The organism is Vibrio cyclitrophicus (genome assembly GCA_023206055.1).
GTDB classification, from domain to species: domain Bacteria; phylum Pseudomonadota; class Gammaproteobacteria; order Enterobacterales; family Vibrionaceae; genus Vibrio; species Vibrio cyclitrophicus_A.
In genome coordinates this window covers 594,519-611,092 of sequence record CP065367.1, presented here as the reverse complement: position 1 = coordinate 611,092, position 16,574 = coordinate 594,519, and the positions used below count along the sequence as shown (strand labels likewise).

17 protein-coding genes are annotated in these 16,574 nt (G+C 42.8%); 14 read left to right on the top strand and 3 right to left on the bottom strand.

Translation table 11 applies throughout. The features are described 5' to 3' along the window. The first annotated feature begins 6 nt into the window (after positions 1-6). The 3 genes from nirD (at position 7) to cobA (ending at position 2,317) form a co-directional block, all read left to right on the top strand. Positions 7-330: a nitrite reductase small subunit NirD gene (gene nirD, locus ITG09_18410; GenBank protein ID UPR54918.1), complete on the top strand. Its 324-nt coding sequence runs from the start codon at positions 7-9 to the stop codon at positions 328-330. Positions 331-453: 123 nt separating this feature from the next. After that, the gene (locus ITG09_18405) at positions 454-1,269 is read left to right on the top strand and encodes a formate/nitrite transporter family protein (GenBank protein ID UPR54917.1); all 816 of its coding nucleotides are present in this window, start codon (positions 454-456) and stop codon (positions 1,267-1,269) included. 277 nt (positions 1,270-1,546) lie between these two features. After that, a complete protein-coding gene (gene cobA / locus ITG09_18400; protein ID UPR54916.1) occupies positions 1,547-2,317 on the top strand; it encodes a uroporphyrinogen-III C-methyltransferase in 771 nt (256 codons plus the stop codon). 30 nt (positions 2,318-2,347) lie between these two features. Here the strand turns inward: cobA and ITG09_18395 are convergent, their stop codons facing one another. Then, positions 2,348-2,890, bottom strand: coding sequence for a DUF4174 domain-containing protein (locus tag ITG09_18395; GenBank protein UPR54915.1), 543 nt, complete (start codon positions 2,888-2,890; stop codon positions 2,348-2,350). Positions 2,891-3,157: 267 nt separating this feature from the next. Between ITG09_18395 and ITG09_18390 the strand changes: the two genes are divergently transcribed. The 3 genes from ITG09_18390 to ITG09_18380 all read left to right on the top strand — a co-directional run bounded on the left by ITG09_18390 (position 3,158) and on the right by ITG09_18380 (position 5,759). Further along, complete coding sequence (locus ITG09_18390) at positions 3,158-3,631, top strand: NYN domain-containing protein (protein UPR54914.1); 474 nt, start codon at positions 3,158-3,160, stop codon at positions 3,629-3,631. A gap of 80 nt (positions 3,632-3,711) precedes the next feature. Beyond that, a complete protein-coding gene (locus ITG09_18385) occupies positions 3,712-4,377 on the top strand; it encodes a response regulator transcription factor (protein ID UPR55207.1) in 666 nt (221 codons plus the stop codon). Next, positions 4,374-5,759 (top strand): histidine kinase sensor domain-containing protein, encoded by a 1,386-nt coding sequence (locus ITG09_18380; protein ID UPR54913.1) that lies wholly within the window; start codon positions 4,374-4,376, stop codon positions 5,757-5,759. Before ITG09_18385 ends, ITG09_18380 begins: the two co-directional genes overlap by 4 nt. 172 nt (positions 5,760-5,931) lie before the next feature. Here the strand turns inward: ITG09_18380 and ITG09_18375 are convergent, their stop codons facing one another. Beyond that, a complete protein-coding gene (locus tag ITG09_18375) occupies positions 5,932-7,236 on the bottom strand; it encodes a dicarboxylate/amino acid:cation symporter (GenBank protein ID UPR54912.1) in 1,305 nt (434 codons plus the stop codon). Between the two features lie 559 nt (positions 7,237-7,795). Between ITG09_18375 and ITG09_18370 the strand changes: the two genes are divergently transcribed. From ITG09_18370 to ITG09_18340, 7 genes are all read left to right on the top strand, one after another. After that, positions 7,796-9,916: a TonB-dependent receptor gene (locus ITG09_18370; GenBank protein UPR54911.1), complete on the top strand. Its 2,121-nt coding sequence runs from the start codon at positions 7,796-7,798 to the stop codon at positions 9,914-9,916. A gap of 178 nt (positions 9,917-10,094) precedes the next feature. After that, entirely contained in the window at positions 10,095-10,862 is a 768-nt protein-coding gene (locus tag ITG09_18365; GenBank protein ID UPR54910.1) for a DUF3450 domain-containing protein, read from the top strand. After that, positions 10,862-12,238, top strand: coding sequence for a MotA/TolQ/ExbB proton channel family protein (locus ITG09_18360; protein ID UPR54909.1), 1,377 nt, complete (start codon positions 10,862-10,864; stop codon positions 12,236-12,238). Before ITG09_18365 ends, ITG09_18360 begins: the two co-directional genes overlap by 1 nt. Continuing rightward, positions 12,238-12,798: a MotA/TolQ/ExbB proton channel family protein gene (locus ITG09_18355; protein UPR54908.1), complete on the top strand. Its 561-nt coding sequence runs from the start codon at positions 12,238-12,240 to the stop codon at positions 12,796-12,798. The genes ITG09_18360 and ITG09_18355 overlap by 1 nt, the downstream gene beginning before the upstream one ends. Continuing rightward, positions 12,795-13,199: a biopolymer transporter ExbD gene (locus tag ITG09_18350; protein ID UPR54907.1), complete on the top strand. Its 405-nt coding sequence runs from the start codon at positions 12,795-12,797 to the stop codon at positions 13,197-13,199. The genes ITG09_18355 and ITG09_18350 overlap by 4 nt, the downstream gene beginning before the upstream one ends. 19 nt (positions 13,200-13,218) lie before the next feature. Further along, on the top strand, positions 13,219-13,839 hold the full coding sequence (locus ITG09_18345) for an energy transducer TonB (GenBank protein ID UPR54906.1): 621 nt from the start codon (positions 13,219-13,221) through the stop codon (positions 13,837-13,839). After that, the gene (locus ITG09_18340; protein ID UPR54905.1) at positions 13,836-15,014 is read left to right on the top strand and encodes a hypothetical protein; all 1,179 of its coding nucleotides are present in this window, start codon (positions 13,836-13,838) and stop codon (positions 15,012-15,014) included. The genes ITG09_18345 and ITG09_18340 overlap by 4 nt, the downstream gene beginning before the upstream one ends. A gap of 183 nt (positions 15,015-15,197) precedes the next feature. On the opposite strand, the gene ITG09_18335 is transcribed toward ITG09_18340, so the two are convergent. Next, positions 15,198-15,518 carry a hypothetical protein gene (locus tag ITG09_18335; GenBank protein UPR54904.1) on the bottom strand — a complete coding sequence of 107 codons (321 nt, stop codon included), beginning with the start codon at positions 15,516-15,518 and terminating at the stop codon, positions 15,198-15,200. A 388-nt stretch (positions 15,519-15,906) separates the two neighbouring features. Here ITG09_18335 and ITG09_18330 point away from each other — a divergent pair, with 388 nt between their 5' ends. Continuing rightward, the gene (locus tag ITG09_18330; GenBank protein ID UPR54903.1) at positions 15,907-16,536 is read left to right on the top strand and encodes a PepSY-associated TM helix domain-containing protein; all 630 of its coding nucleotides are present in this window, start codon (positions 15,907-15,909) and stop codon (positions 16,534-16,536) included. Positions 16,537-16,574: the final 38 nt, after the last annotated feature.

Genomic DNA, 16,574 nt, shown 5'->3' with positions numbered 1-16,574 from the left:
GACACCATGGCATTTACCAAAGTTTGTAAGATCGAAGACATTATTCCAGGTACAGGTGTTTGTGCATTGGTTGGTGGTGAGCAAGTAGCTGTCTTTCGCCCAACCAAAGCTGAAGAAGTATTCGCGATTAGTAATACAGACCCTTACTTCCAGTCTAACGTGTTATCACGTGGTCTGATTGTAGAGCACAAAGAAGAGCTTTGGGTGGCAAGTCCGCTTAAGAAGCAACGCTTTAATCTGACAACAGGTGCGTGCATGGAAGACGAGAACTTCAACGTGAAAGCGTACAAAGCTCGTGTTACCAAAGGTGCTGTAGAAATCTCTGCTTAATCTTTGGATGAGTAAGATTTGATAGTTCAAGGGTTCTAGTTCTCGATATTGCCTTAACTCGGCAACTAGAGCCTTTTCCTATCCAATTTTAACTTTTAATTTTACTTTTTTAAGGACAACATTATGTCTCCTGATTACAAACCAGCTGAATTCGTTCAAACGATGATTGATGTGGGTGAAGCGAAAACGAAAACAAGTACTCGCGATCTTCTGATTCGAAGCACTATGGCTGGTATTATTCTTTCTTTAGCGGTTGTTGTCGCTATTACCGCAATGGTACAAACAGGCATTGGCCTTGTTGGCGCATTAGTGTTCCCGGTTGGTTTCGTCATTCTAAGTGTTATGGGTTACGACCTAGTCACTGGCGTTTTCGGTCTTGCTCCTTTAGCTAAATTCGACAACCGCCCAGGCATCACTTGGGGTCGTATCCTACGTTGTTGGGGTATTGTTGGTCTTGGTAACCTTATTGGTTCTTTGATTGTTGCTTTCTTAGTGGCTGTTTCATTAACAGGTAACTTCTCTCTAGAGCCAAACGCTGTTGCTCAAAAGTTCATTGCTGTTTCTACAGGCCGTAGCTTAGGTTTTGAAAACATGGGTATGGACGGATGGATCACGTGTTTCGTACGCGGTATCTTCTGTAACCTAATGGTATGTCTAGGTGTGATTGGTAACATGACAGCGCGCACTGTATCTGGCCGTGTAGCAATGATGTGGTTCCCAATCTTCATCTTCTTCGCACTAGTATTTGAGCACACAGTAGTAAACATGTTCCTATTCCCACTGGGTATGATTCTTGGCGCTGACTTCGGTATCGCGACATGGTTGAACTTCAACCTTATCCCAACAATCCTAGGTAACATCGTTGGTGGTCTACTAATGACATGTGTTCCTCTATACCTAACTCACGCTAAAACAGCTCCTTCTCTAGGCGCTAAGTAATTCTGAATACGGTCAAACGTAATTTAGTATGAGATTGAAAGCCCCAACAAAGTGTTTGGGGCTTTTTTAGTTCGAAAGCCCTTATATCATTGCGCAAATTACTCGCAATAGACTGTTTTGTTATAATTACTTCTATCTTCGTTAGTATTTAAACTGAATATTTATATCAACACCTGATAGTCTAAGGGTTAAGGATTTGGATAAGTCATCATGAATACAGTGACTTATCACATAGATTGAAGCTTGAGATAAAACAAGCAAACCTTCGGAGCGCAGCATGTCAGAAGTATCGTCATCGAATGTTAAAGAAGTAAACAAAGGATTTGTTTCATTGGTAGGTGCAGGTCCGGGCGACCCAGACTTACTTACACTAAAAGCCGCACGAGTGATTCAACAAGCAGACGTGTTGGTTTATGACCGCTTGGTATCAAAAGATATCTTAGCGATGGCTAACCCAGAAGCAGAAATGCTGTATGTGGGTAAAAAGCTTGATCATCACTGCGTACCGCAAGATCAGATCAACCAATTATTGGTCACCAAAGCACAAGAGAATAAACATGTAGTACGCCTGAAAGGTGGTGACTCGTTTATCTTTGGGCGTGGCGGGGAAGAGTGTGAAACTCTGGCTGAAAATGATGTGAAATTTGAAGTCATTCCTGGTATCACTGCAGCGGCTGGTGCTACGGCTTATGCGGGTATTCCGTTGACTCATCGTGACCACGCGCAAAGCGTCCAGTTTATTACCGGCCACTTAAAGAAAGATGGCGAAGATATCGACTGGCAATCTCTTGCTCAACACAATCACACGATCGTGTTCTACATGGGGTTAAAAGAGAGTCCGAATATTCAGAAGAATCTACTCGATAATGGTATGCGAGCAGACATGCCTGTAGCGATTATCGAAAACGGTACTCGCCAAGAACAGAAGGTGTATCGAGGTGGATTGAGTGACTTAGCTAACCTTGCGAGTGTCGCTAAAAGCCCGGCTTTGATCGTTGTTGGCAGCGTGGCTCAGCTTCATGAAAAACTCGATTGGTTTAACAAGTAACCGAGTCACATTTAATCGATTTGTATAGAGTTAAATACTGCAGCGGCTACTTTGTCGCTGCATTTCTTGTTGGCGCATTGGCATTTCGTCGATGATATTGGTGATTTTCTGCCAATCTGTCTTGCCATTCCATCTGTGCTTCTCTTTTCCATCTTTACCAATCAATACCGCGGTGTGTGACCCTTTTGGGATCTCATAAACGCTGGTTACAGCCTCTAAGTTGAACTCTTCTTCTAACCAAGTGGGTACGGTGTAGCCACTCTCTGCAATAACCATGATAACTACATCTCGTTCGTCCAGTTGACAGTTGTTGACTAAGACTTCATTAAGAAACTCTTTGACCACGGAGTCTTCTGTTGGCGCGAAATAAATGACGCTTCGGTGTGGCAGCGGACTGGAATGAGAATAAGCTGGGTAAGCGAGTACCGATTTGATGGTTAAGCTCATAATTAACACCGTGCTGATGGTAAGAAACTTTAATACAAAGGAACAAACGCTCGAGCGATTGGTTGTTTGTGCCGCTTTGGTTACGTCCATACTCATGTACGATTTGTGTGTTTGTCGGTGTAACATAGCCAACCTCCTTTTAATTCGCTAAGCCTGAGTACGATTCAGTTGTGACGTGAATGAAGCTCACGAACCAAGGCGCCATAGAGCCGCAGAACAAATCGACTTACATTAAGCATAGTTAGGTTTACGCCAAAGGTGCTTAGGTCACCACTAAATATAATTAAATTTACGTTAACGATAGCCGACAGGTTCACTTTTTATTGAGTAAAGCGACTCGCATTTTACAATTGAATAGAATAGGGTATACGGAAAATCTAAAGGTATGAATTTATGGAAAACATAGCAATTTTGGTCGACGTCCAGAACGTTTACTACACGACACGCGATAAATACCGTTCTAACTTCGACTATAACCAGTTTTGGTATGTTGCCACGGAAGGGCGTAACGTTGTTGCCGCTAATGCTTACGCAATCTCTAGCCAAGATCCTAAACAGCGCCAATTTCACCATATCCTTCGCGGTGTCGGCTTTAACGTGAAACTGAAACCATTTATCCAACGCCGAGACGGCAGTGCAAAAGGTGACTGGGATGTAGGCATCGCTTTGGATGCTATAGAACTTGCGGAAACGGTTGATACGATCGTTCTGGTATCTGGAGACGGTGATTTTGAAATCCTCGTAGAGCGAATCAAGGAACGTTTTGGTAAGCCTGTCGAGGTGTACGGTGTTCCGGGATTAACTGCTCAAAATCTTATCGATTCTGCCTCAAAATTTGTACCGATTGAAAAAGATTTCCTTCTTTAGGGTTAATCTCTCATTTTATAATTGAAATCAATAATAACGATAATTAAAATGCAAACTATTATTATTTATCGGTTTGTATGATGTCGCGCGTTTTAGTTGTTGATGATGATATTCAGTTGTGTGAATTATTGGGTGAAGTGTTAGAAAATGAGGGGTATCTCGTTGATACTGTTCATTGCGGTGAGTCCGCTCTAGAGTTTATTCAATCGAATCCTGTTGATTTGGTTTTACTCGATGTGATGCTCCCCAATTTAAGTGGCTTTCAAGTAGCAAGACGTATTTGTCAGCGTTTTGCTACTCCTATCCTTATGCTAACCGCGCTTAATGACGATGCCTCTATGCTAGATGGCTATCAAGCGGGTGCAGATCAGTACATCGCAAAGCCTTTCAATGTACCTGAACTTCTAACTCGGATTAAAGTGATCTTGCGACGAGTTGGGTTTGAGCGTCAAAGACAGTCAATGGCTTCATCAAATCAAGGCTTGTGCGAGCAACTCTCTCGTTTGCCATTAACCGGTACTGAAAAAGACTTGCTTGACTATTTGGTCAAAAATGACGGTATTGTTGTATCCAAATCTGATCTGCAAATCCATGTGCTCAAGAAAGAACTGTGTCCTTTCGATCGAAATTTAGATATGCATATCAGTAATATACGCAGAAAGCTTGTTCAGGCTGGTTTGTCTAAGCAACATATTAAAACCGTTCGTGGTAAAGGTTACAGTTATCTAGAGTCGGTAGGTGCATGAGTATAAAGTTGATACGCTGCCCAGATTTCATTGCTAAGCGCAAAGATGGACTAACATTCCAACTTTTCTCATATTTGACGATTATCCTTGTCAGTATCTTCATTTTTCAAGCCGTTGCAGAGAAGGCGTTGATGAAGGCATTACTCAAGGTGCCTGATTCTGTTAAACAAGAAATGTTGGACCTCGCTTATCAAGCCAATGTATTAATCGAAGATGGCGACATGGATGAGCTGGCTGATTGGGCCAATGCTCAGCAGTATTATTTATTTGTTTTAGACAAAGATAATCATCCGCTGACACATCGACACATGCATCCTCACTTTGAGTTCAAGTTACGTTTCTTAAGAACGTTAGATCATCAATTGGATGCCGTTGTGAATCGGCCGATCTTTGGCCTACCTCTAGAAAATAGTAATAGCTTGGTTATTCAATTGCCGCACCGGTTCCATCCCGCAAAGTCGTTTGGTTTGTACTCGTCTTTGATGAAGGTATTCATCGCTTTTATCATCCTGTCTTTGTTCTCTTTAATTATGGCGCGTAGGCTACAACAACCTTTGGATCGTTTGCGAGAAGCGAGTCGACGTTTAGCGGAAGGTGACTTCTCGGTACAAGTCGTCTCTGAATTGAAATCCAACACACGAGAGTTTAATGAACTCGCAGTGGACTTTGATCATATGACCTCTGAGATTAAATCTCTGGCTGAAAAACAACGTCGTTTGATTCGTGATGTGTCACATGAGTTAAGAACGCCATTAGCAAGGCAAAACCTCGCACTACACCTGCTGCGCAGAAAGGTTGATGATAAAAGTATTGGTTTGCTAGAACGAATGGAAAGTGAAACAGAAGAGATGAACAAGCTGGTGGGTGAGATACTTGAATTCAGCCGCTTAGAAACCTCTCGTTATGACTCCAAGTTAAGCTTTATGCACCTTGAGCACTATTGTTCGATGTTGATCGCACAGATGCAAAACGATTTAAAACCGAATCAAACTTTGATTGGCTCTCTAGAGACACCGACATCAATGGTGAACGTTGATGAGAGGCTACTGCTTCGAGTCATTGGTAACTTGGTCGGTAATGCCATTAAATACGCGGGTGAGAACGCTCATGTTGTCGTGACAACGTACGAACAGCTATTAGATAAACGTTACAGTGTCATATCTGTAGAAGATGATGGTGATGGTATTCCTGATAACAAGATTGCAGGTATATTCGACCCGTTTACACGAATAGAATCAGCCCGAGACAAACAGTCTGGTGGTTACGGTCTAGGCCTTGCGATTGTTAAGGAAGCGATGGGTGTGATGAATGGACATGTCACTGCTGAGAATAGAGAAAGTGGGGGACTGAGGGTGAATTTGATGTTTCCAATCGGCGATTAACTTAAGTACTTTTTCTAGAGATAGTTAATACCGAATACGAATTCAAAAACGATACTCAATAAAAAAACGCCACTGCATCTGCAGTGGCGTTTCTGTTTATGCGCTTTTTTGAGTTAAGGTGTAGCCATTAATTACACCTTAGCTCGAAGGCAAGAGCGTCAGATAAGCGAGATTATGCCTGTTGGCGAGCTAGCTTAACTTCTTCTTCTTTCTCACCTGCTGCTGGGTCGTTGAAGCGAGACTCGTCTAGAGCGCCTTCAGACTTAGCAACGATGATAGATACGGCACTATCACCTGTGATGTTTACAGCGGTACGAATCATATCAAGAAGACGGTCAACACCCATGATTAGAGCGATACCTTCAAGCGGTAGACCAACTTGGTTCAATACCATCGCTAGCATAACAAGACCCACACCAGGAACACCTGCAGTACCTACAGACGCCAGTGTCGCCGTTAGGATAACCATTAGGTAATCACCCATTGATAGGTCAATGTTGTACGCTTGCGCGATAAACGCTGTCGCAACACCTTGCATGATAGCAGTACCGTCCATGTTCACAGTCGCACCTAGTGGTACTGTGAAAGACGCCACTTTGTTGTCTACGCCCATGCGGTTTTTCGCGGTTTCCATTGTTACTGGAATCGTTGCGTTTGAAGATGCTGTTGAGAATGCAAACATGATTGCATCTTCCATCTTACGTAGGAACGTGATTGGGCTAAGGCCTGTGAATCCTTTAAGCATTGCGCTGTAAGTCACCAAGCCGTGTAACAGTAGGGTACCTGCAAGTACTAAGAAGTATTCTGCTAGGTTCCAAATCGCACCCAAGCCAAGGCCAGAGAACAGTTTTGCCATTAAGAAGAACACGCCGTAAGGAGCAAGGTTCATTAGTAGCGCAACTAGCTTCATGATCACTTCGTTTAGATCAGAGAAAACGGCAGCGATACGTTCTCCGGGTTTACCCGCCGCACTGATTGCGATACCAAACAACACTGCAAATACGATAACTTGTAACGTTTTGCCCTCAGCCATCGCCTGAATAGGGTTGGTTGGGAACATGTCGATGATTACTTGGCCCAGAGAAGGGGCATCAGCTGATTTGAAAGAGCTCGCAGCAGTAAGATCGGCACCAGCTCCAGGTTGGAACAGGTTACCAATAGAGAGTGCTAGAGTGATGGCAACGGCTGTAGTACCGATATAAAGTGCAAGCGTTTTGCCACCCATACGGCCAAGAGTTGATAAGTCTTTAAGAGAGCTTGTACCGCACACTAGTGAAACGAAGACTAGTGGCACAACAAGCATTTTTAAACTGGCGACAAAGATTTGTCCGCCTACTTCAAAGAGTCCGTTAACGATGTAGTTGTTAACAAATCCGCTGTCTGCAAAAAGGGATTGAATGGCAAATCCCGTTAATATACCTACGACCATACCGAGGATTACTCGACCAGTCAGAGACATAGGTTTCTTGGTATTCATTTAGAACACTCCTTATTATGTATAACTTTGATACCTTTTCAAAGTGAGCAGGAGATTAGCAGTCGGTTGTTCAAATCGAAAAACAAAAAATGAGTTTGGAATTATAGATGTGATCAAAATCACTGATAATTCCGGCAAGTAAACAAAATAAAACAAAATAATTCACCATAAATTTACATTTATCGAGGGTTTTATACATAAAGCTGTCGTTTCAAAGGTAATAAATAAGAAGAGATGATTTTCTTATCAATCTGCACTTCATAAATAGACCGAGCCAATAACGCTGTTTCAAAAGATTTGACGGCGATAACCATTTTTTCGCTTAAATGCTCTCTAAATGTTTGTATTGAATCGGTTTTATCTAACTTTATAAAGATTACGCAACGACATGCCTTTACAAACCTTTACGAATGCAAAGAATGTAAATTTAATGCAAATGGTAATAGTTATCACTTATATTCTCCCTCGGAATAATTCAGTGGTACCGGAAACGGTTCAGCGAGCACATCGAATAAATAACAAAGTGCTCGTCTAAAAGAATAAAAACGGAGTAAAGGACATGTTTTCAAAGAGCCCATTGGCTTTAGTGATCGGCGCAGTATTAGCTTCACCAGCAGTATTGGCAGAAACAGCAAAAACAGACGAGCATATGGTTGTTGAAGGTCGTGACTACGGTTACAAAGCCGACACAAATACAACAGCAATGCGCATGGAGGCGACTCAATTAGAGACTCCGGGACAAGTTTCAGTAATCGATGAGCAAATCATCGATGAACAGCGTGCTAGCACGTTAGGTGAAGTTCTAAAGAACGACGCGTCTATCTCTGCCGGTTCTAAATCTACAAACCGTGAGCGTTTTAACCTACGTGGTTTTGAACTAGACAGTGGCTCTAGTTACTTACGTGATGGCGTTCAACACTGGTCTCATTACCGCCAACCTGTTGAACTACTAGAGCGTGTTGAAGTGTTGAAGGGGCCTGCTGGTCTTCTTTACGGCGAATCAACACCTGGTGGCCTAGTTAACATGGTGTCGAAAAAACCAACATATGAAACACAAGTATCTGTTAGCCAAGATATCGGTTCTGACAATTATACGCGTACTGTTGCGGATGTGAGTGGCTCGCTAAATGAAGCTCAAACATTACGAGCACGAGCTATCATATCGCAAGAGAATCAAGATTCTTATCGCACACGTTTCGATGGTACGGATGTACAAACAGAACGTTTCGTTGGTGGTCTGTTTGTTGATTACGACATTAACGATGATGTGATGCTTTCTTTACACTACGACAGAACACAAGAACTAGGCGATCTAGATAATGGTTCTGAAATAGATACCACGACAGGTAAAGTTGTCGATCCTAATACCGTGACTGATCAACGTTTTGCTCAAACAGATAATGATGTAGCAAACTATGGTGTTGCAGTAACTGCAAACCTAAATGACACATGGTCTGTTAAATCAGGTGTTAGTCGTCAGTTTTATGAGCGTCAACGTACAGAATCTGACAATGAAGTCGACTTCAACTCATCAAATAGTGAATACGGCTACAAAGTATCGGATCGTCATGATGAATGGACTTTCGATACTGCCTATGTTGATTTTACTGGTGACTTTGATGCTCTGGGCGTAAATCATAGAGTACTTGTTGGCGTTAACGGCCTCCACTACGACTATAAACAGCTTTACTCACAAGATTACGCATGTTCAAGCGCAACTGAAGCGGAAGCGGTAACGGCTTGTGGTAATGGCTTCGATATGCCTTCAGATATTAGCTACCATAACGATGACTCGCTATCTCATTCAGAAAGCAAGCACTATGGTTTCTACCTACAAGATCTAGTAACGCTTAATGAGCAATGGCAAGTACTTGCTGGCGCACGCTTTGCCTACGACAAAACAATCAGTAGTTCAGGTAAAGAAGAAAGCTTCAATAATGTTTTACCTAAACTTGGTGTGATTTATTCACCTGCTGAAAATGGTTCTATCTATACTGTTTATTCTGAAAGTTTTGAACCTGTTGGTGAAATCACTGACCAAGATGATGCTAACTTCGGCCAGTCTCAAGATGCTAAGAAAGGTACTTTGTATGAAGTAGGTACAAAATGGGAATTATTTGATGAACGTTTATTCGTATCTGGTGCAGTTTTCCAGATCACTCAATCAAATATCCAAGTAACAGAAGATATCGACCCTGCTAACAACAACGGTGCAGATACTCGTACAACGCAGGCTGGTGAACAGGTTCACACAGGTGTTGAATTAGCTGCGACCGGTTACCTGACTAACGCATTGTCTTTAAGTGCATCGACTATGTTCCTTGATGCGGAATACAAAAACGACCCTGAATTAGAAGGTAAAACACCGGCAGACGTACCTGAATTTACAGCAAGCATTTGGTCTACTTATGCGTTTAACAATGGCACTGATGTAAATCTAGGTGTTTACCATGTAGGTGAGCGTTACACAGAAAGCGCTAATACTTTTAAGAAAGATGCTTACACTCGCGTAGATATGGGTGTTTCACATACGATTAAGTACGATGACAAACTAGATTTCGTTGCTCGCTTCAACGTAGAAAACTTGTTTGATACAGATTACCTAGAAGGTGGCAGTACAAGCAGCGTAGTTGTTGGCGAAGGCCGTAACTACATGGCGACTTTACAGGTAAAATACTAATTTGTTAGTAGGGTACTATTGTTAGCCTAAATACTAAGGGGCAAGTTTCGACTTTCCCCTTTCGTGATTCCGCTATTCAGTAAAAATATCCCTAGTAATGCGAGTGACTTTTAATGATAATGAGAGTGCTTATCAATAAAATTCATTTGACCTTCTTCTACAGTAAATGACTACAATTATGAATCTTTTAAAAACTAGCCTAGCGCTTGCCATCAGTTTGGTTGCAACGTCTTCTATGGCAAACAGCTTGGATCAAGCTCAATCAATTCAAAACAAGACCAATAACGCGTCGGCTTCGAGCCAAAAGGTTATTGATAAAAGCTCACAAGCGACTTTAATGCTGCAAGCTGAGATTGAGCGTCTGCAAGAAGAAGTGAAAAACCTAGAAATCTATCACGATCACCTTGCTGCATTAGTCGAGAGCCAAAACCAAGAAGCTCAAAGCATTGAAGAGCAGATCGAAGAAATCAAATACACACGACAAGGTGTCGTGCCATTGATGTATCAAATGATCGACGGTCTTCAGCAGTTAGTAGAGAAAGACGTGCCGATTAAGAAAGAGCAGCGTCTAGAAAGAGTTGAAAAGCTACAAACAATGATGACTCGTGCTGACGTGAGTGATGCAGAGAAATACCGTCGCATCCTAGAGGCATACCAAATCGAGATGGACTACGGCATCAAGCTAGGTGTGTACCAAGGTCGTGTCGCATTGGCGAGTGATAAAACGATCGAGGCAGATGTTCTGCACTTAGGTCGTATCTCTTTAGTTGCTCGTAACCTAAATGGCAGCCAATACTGGGCTTGGAATCAAACAGAAGCTCAATGGCAAGAACTTGATTCTTCTATGAAGTCAGAGCTAGATAAAGCGTACGATATTGCTGACCAACAAGCAGCCCCAAGCTTGATTACTTTACCTGTTTCTTTAACTGTTGCGGAGGTTAAGTAATGAACTTAAAACCATTAGCAGCATTGCTTTGTATTACATCACTTTCATTTTCTGCTTTCTCAGCTTCCGATTCAACGGCTCAGCTCGTTAACAAAGCAAAATCAGAGAACCGTACTCAAGCTTCTCATAACGTAGTTCGTGAAGCTGACTTTAAAAAGACTGAGCAAGAGCTTAAAGCGATCAAATCAGAACTTGAAGCGAAACGTACATCGGTTCAAAACGCGACAGACGTTCTTACTCAAACCTTCAGCGACAACGAGAACAAGCTTGCTCGTTTAGAAGAAAAACTGCGTTTAGAAACGGGTAGCCTTGGTGAGTTGTTCGGTGTCGTTCGTCAAAACGCGAAAGAACTAGGCGCAGAGCTTAGTTCAACAGTAAACAGCGTTGATCGCGCTGAGCACACAGCGACCGTTGACCAAATTATCGATGCTAAATCACTGCCATCAATGCCACAACTTTCTGGTTTGTGGATGAGCATGGTGGAACAGATCCAAGCAAGCTCAGAGCTTAGCAAATCTCAAATTGCATTCATCAATGGCGAAGGCAACACACAGTCTGTCGACGCTTATCGTTTAGGTTCAATTGGCCTAGTAACAGACCAAGGCTATGTTAGCTGGAACACTCAGCGTGAAGATGCAATTGCGTATCTGAAACAGCCATCAAATGGTCCAACGTTAGCGTCACTTTCTTCACTTGCGAATGGTGACGTATCTAATGTCGTTGTCGATCCTTCTCGCGGGTTCATGCTAGAGCAATTAGCACTGACGCCAAGCCTAACTGACCGTCTACAAGCGGGTGGTGTGGTTGGTAAAGTGATTCTTGGCTTATTGGCTATTGGTCTAATCATCGCATTGGTTCGTGGTGTTTCACTAGCTATCGCACGCCAGAAAATCCGTGCGCAACTTAAGAACCCTGAGCAAGCGGGTGATAACCCACTAGGCCGTGTTCTTGCGGTTTACAACAAAGAACAAAACCAAACGGTTGAAGCTCTAGAGCTGCGACTTTTAGAAGCGGTTGTTGATGAACAGACTCACTTAGAGAAAGGCTTATCGATGCTCAAGCTATTGGCGGCACTAGCACCAATGTTGGGTCTTTTAGGTACAGTAACTGGCATGATCGAAACATTCCAAGTGATCACACAGTTTGGTAATGGCGACCCTAAAGTAATGGCGGGTGGTATTTCGATGGCACTTGTAACTACGGTACTTGGTCTGGTTGCGGCAATGCCTCTTCTATTGGCGCACAACATTCTTAGCACTCAAGCAGAAAACATTCGCAACATTCTTGAGAAACAAGGTATTGGTCTTGTTGCTGAGCAGGCTGAAAAGACCGTTGAATCAAACGCTGTTGTTTCACCAGTTGGGACTGCTGCGTAATGGATATTTTGTCGGGTTCTCTATTACCAGCGAGTTGGTTAACGAGTGACTGGCTGCTGTCTTTATCAAGCTTTATGGAGCAGGGCGGTTTCGTCCTGTGGTGGCTAGCGGCTGTCGTCCTAGTGTATTGGGTGCTTGTGGTAGAACGTGTGCTTTATCTTGCGTTCTACTTTCCTAAGCAACGCCAGGCTTGGATAGCGAAATGGCATGAAAGAGAAGATCACTCTTCTTGGCATGCCAAAGCCATTCGTGAAGGTTGGTTAGGGCAAGCGAGTATCTTGCTTAACCAAAACTTAAATTTTATTAAGCTGTTAGTCGCTATTTGTCCGATGTTGGGTTTGTTAGGTACCGTAACCGGTATGATCTCTGTGTTTGATGTCATGGCGACACAAGGTAGCAGTGACCCTAAATTGATGGCTTCAGGTATCTCGTTAGCAACACTGCCAACCATGGCAGGCATGGTTGCTGCTTTAGCGGGCATGTTCGTTCATGCTCGTTTAGCAAAAGTGTGTAACCGCTTAGAATTGAAATTAGAAAAATCTTTAAGGAGTCAACGATGAGACTCGGTCGACGTCATTCTAAAAACGAAGAGGCTCAAATAGACCTTACTTCGATGCTTGATATTGTCTTTATCATGCTTATTTTCTTTATTGTGACCAGTTCATTTGTTCGTGAATCAGGGGTAGAAGTCAATCGCCCACAAGCTTCTAACGTAGTAAGCCAAAAGGATGCAGGCATCTTTGTTGCGATTACTTCTGCAAACGACATTTTCATTGATAAACGTGTTGTTGATGTTGAACGTGTGCAAGCAACGTTAGAGCATTTGTTGTTAGAACAACCTGATGCTTCTTTAGTTATTCAAGCGGATGAACACGCTTACAACGGTACCGTTGTTAAAGTGATGGATGCTGCGAAAGGTGCAGGTGTTAAAAACATTGCGCTTGCTGCTGATAAGCGATGATCTTGGAGGATCTTCATAAATGATTCGCCTATTTCTTGCTTTACCGCTAGCGGGTGCATTGGGCTTAGCGCTGTTTTCTTTCATGGCTTGGATGGTCGATAATGGCCACCAACGTTCACCAGATGATAACGAGACGTTGAGTTTCAACATGGTGATGGTGGAACAAGAACAAGAAGTTCAAAGAAGACAACGTGCAGTTCCGGAAAAACCAGAAATGCCAGAGCCGCCACCGGAAGCGCAGACATCTCAGTTCCAAGCTGAAGTTACGCCTCTAAATTCGATGTCTTCTCTGCCTTCATTGGATTTGAATACATCCATTGATGGCCTAGCGATTAACGCACCGACATTCTCTGATTTTGGGTCAAACCAACAAGCAATGCCTTTGTACCGAGTGGAGCCTCGTTACCCAGCGAAAGCACTTAAGCGTGGAGCTGAAGGCCATGTGATTATGTCTTTTACCATCGATGAAACGGGACGCCCAATTGACATTAAAGTCACTGACGCAAACCCACGTCGTATGTTTGAACGTGAAGCGATGAGAGCACTTAAAAAATGGAAATATCAACCGAAAGTCGTCGATGGAAAAGCGATAGCTCAGGTTGGTCAAACCGTGAAACTAGAGTTTAAGTTGGCAAAATGATGAAACAGATATGGATATTAGTGGGCTTGTTGTTAATGCCCCTTACAACACAAGCGCAAGAGCTGACCCAATATACTGCTATTCGTGTTCAAAAGGCGCATAAGCTTGCTCAAGATGAACAGGTTAAACAGGCCATCGACGTACTTGCAGGTTTGGAGCTTTCTAAAGGCTACGACAAAGCGTATGTCGCTCGTATGTTGGGTGTGTTTTACTGGCAAGATGGCAAAACCGATAAAGCGATTAAGCAGCTTACATACGCCGTCGATACCAATTTGCTGGTGGATGAACAAGCTTGGATAACGAAGCGTATGCTTGCTGATCTGTTATTAAATGATCAGCAGTTCAAAAACGCGCTTCCACATTACTACAAGTTAGTAAAAACAGCACCAGAGGCGGAAAAGAAAGACGTGCTTTGGATGCGAATTGCACAAGCGGAATACCAAATCGAGAACTGGTCAAAAGTACTAGTAGCCATTGGTAATCGTGACAAGTTCAATGCAAAACCAGAGTTGTCGCCTCTATCGCTAAAACTGGGTGCACAACTACAGTTAAAACAGTGGAAGCAATCTATTCCAACACTGGAAAGCCTGATTGAACTTCAGCCAGAAAAAGACAACTGGTGGCGTCAACTTGTGGGCATTCAGTTAAGACTAGAGCGCAACCGCGATGCATTGAACACACTAGCACTAGCTGATCTTCAAGGTGTAGAGCTAAAAAACTCAGACCGCCGACTACTGGCTCAGCTTTATGCTAAACGTGGTATTCCAGAGCGTGCAGCACAAGAGATCGCTAAGTTAGATGATGCGAATAGCGATGTTCAACTTCTAGCAGAGCAAGCAACCTACTGGCAGTTAGCGAAAGAGTGGGACAGTGCTATTGAAGTGTGGACGTTAGCGTCGAAAAAAGACAGGCAATATCATTGGAATGTGGCTCAGTTACTGGTTCAACAAGGTTACTATGATCGTGCTCTGGTTGTTTTGGATAAAGTGAAAGACAAGAACAAGCAAGCCGATGTCGCATTGGCGAAAGTACGTTCTTGGTACAAGTTAAAGAACCTTGATAACGCATTGGCACAAGCGAAGCGTGCGAACAACATTGAACCTTCTTCTGAAGCAAAAGGTTGGATTAAATACCTGACTCAGCTAAGAACGGTAAGTGACAACGGAAATGTCTAACTGCTGATAGCTAAAAAAGAAGATAAGAGACAGCACATAGAAGCTAGGAATAAGAAAAGCAAAAGGGTGTCATTTGAACGTTCAAATGGCACCCTTTTTGATATGTTGCGTTAAACTTTTGCTCGCTTTACTGTCTGGGAAGGCAAACAGCAAAACTAAGTTCTAAGCGTGAACGTTCTAAGCTCAAGGATTGCACATCGTACCGATTGGAATTGCACTTTGAATCACACCACTTTTATCAGCGATCCAGTTTATAGTGCAATCACGATACGGGTCTTTAAAGGCATGCAAAGTATTGCCATTATCTAAAGGCTTTTTAGTCTCAACCCAAGCATAGTTTCGAGATTCCCAAAAACTGATAGGGCGCGAACGTTCAGTTAGGTACAGCGCTTGTATATCGGTTATGTTTGAGCCAATGTGTTTTTGGATGCGGTCTTGCTTGCTTGCTATTTGGCTGGTACAAGCCGTCACCAACATGGCTAAAGCTAAAATAATAATACGCATTTTAAAATCCTTTTAAACTTGTGTAACTGTACCTAATTTATAATCAATAAGTTTAATCTGCTCTAAACCACATCTCATCAATCGCTGAACACACACCTCAATGATGTCTATAGTGATCTCAGTGCAAAACCTTGTAAGTACTCATCTGTGCACACTGCGTCCTTTGTCTTAAAGTTGCTAAACCCAGCTGTTTTAGCTCTTGTTGACCTTCAGCTTAAGCGCCATGAATATAAGTTAGCAAGAATATGCATACAGTTCGATTACTTCCCATGTAATGTTTTGTAAATTTCCTTACGCCACTCGGCAAACGTAAACAATGTAAATTGAATGCCAATACGAATGATTATCAACTAAATTGTCGCCATAAAATTTATAGGTATTGGTTTGTATGTCGTTAAAAAGTAGGGCGGTTCAGTCATGGGCTCGTCGACTTCATGTTTATATTTCTATGGCGCTTCTGTTCGTGGTTCTTTTTTTCTCAGTAACAGGTATCACCCTGAACCGACCTGAGTTATTTGAATCAAGCCAACCCAATATCCAACGCTCTACGCTAACGCTTCCCACGAGTTTATTTACGATCCAAGACGGACGTTTAAAAGCTGACGAGACAGCCTTCGAAACGTTTCTGTTTGAAGAAGCTAACCTTTCCGGCGTTCCTTCTGGTTTGGACATCTATGCAGAGATCGAAGACGGTGAGTTGCTCATCGGTGAGGTATCTATGGACTTCAAAGGACCAGGCTACAACGCTTCCGTTTTTGTTGACGTTACGTCTGAATTTGTAGAAGTCGAAACCACGAATTACGGTGTTATCGCATTGTTGAACGATCTACACAAAGGTCGAAACAGCGGTGAAGTATGGAAATGGTTTATCGATATCACTGCGCTACTGATGATCTTCTTTGTGCTGACTGGCGTGTGCTTACTGTTACCTAAGAAAAAGACGCTTAATACCTCCATCAAATGGACGGTGTTTGGGTCTGCAATCTCACTTGCTATCTATTTTGTCGCCGTACCTTAACCATTATTTGACTTGACGAATCAGTTTGATGAATCGAC